Raw genomic sequence first — 771 nt, 5'->3', positions numbered from 1 at the left:
CGTTAGAAGTGTCTTCTCATGGCTTGATCCAAGGCCGCGTTAAATCCCTTTCCTTTGCTGCTGGCGTATTTACCAACTTGAGCCGAGACCATCTTGATTATCACGGTACGATGGAAGAGTACGCCAACGCTAAACTAACGCTGTTTACCCAGCATCAATGTGATCAAGCAATCATCAATGTTGATGACGAAGTTGGCGCTGCGTGGGCGAAACAACTGACGAATGCGATTGCCGTTTCTCTTGCTCCTACAACTGAGTTTGAACACGCGCTATGGGCGAGCCAAGTGGCTTATGCTGAATCCGGTATTACGATTCGTTTTGATGGTCAGTTTGGCGAAGGTACGCTGCATGCGCCGTTGATTGGTGAATTCAACGCAGCCAACTTAATGCTGGCATTTGCGACCTTATTGAGCCTTGGTTTTGATAAGAGCGATTTGCTAGCGACGGCTGCTCAATTGCAGCCGGTGTTAGGCCGAATGGAGCTATTCCAAGCTGAAAATCGCGCTAAAGTTGTGGTCGATTACGCTCACACGCCTGATGCGCTTGAAAAAGCATTACAAGCACTGCGCGTGCATTGTGACGGACAGCTTTGGGCTATTTTCGGTTGTGGTGGCGATCGCGATGCGGGTAAGCGTCCGATGATGGCAGAAATCGCTGAGCGTTTGGGTGACAAAGTCGTCTTGACCGATGATAACCCGCGCAGTGAAGACCCTGTATTAATCGTCAAAGATCTGCTTGCTGGCCTATCCAAACCAGCAGAAGCTATTGTTC

1 protein-coding gene is annotated in these 771 nt (G+C 49.5%); it reads left to right on the top strand.

Annotation, left to right across the window (positions count from 1 at the left end):
• On the top strand, positions 1–771 hold a 771-nt coding region (locus tag R7Z49_RS24480; RefSeq protein WP_318112293.1), incomplete at both ends, for a UDP-N-acetylmuramoyl-L-alanyl-D-glutamate--2,6-diaminopimelate ligase.

This window comes from Vibrio sp. 1562, assembly GCF_033340155.1.
Lineage (GTDB): Bacteria > Pseudomonadota > Gammaproteobacteria > Enterobacterales > Vibrionaceae > Vibrio > Vibrio alginolyticus.
Note: the sequence above shows the minus strand (reverse complement) of the source record. Positions and strands in the feature narration are given on the sequence as shown.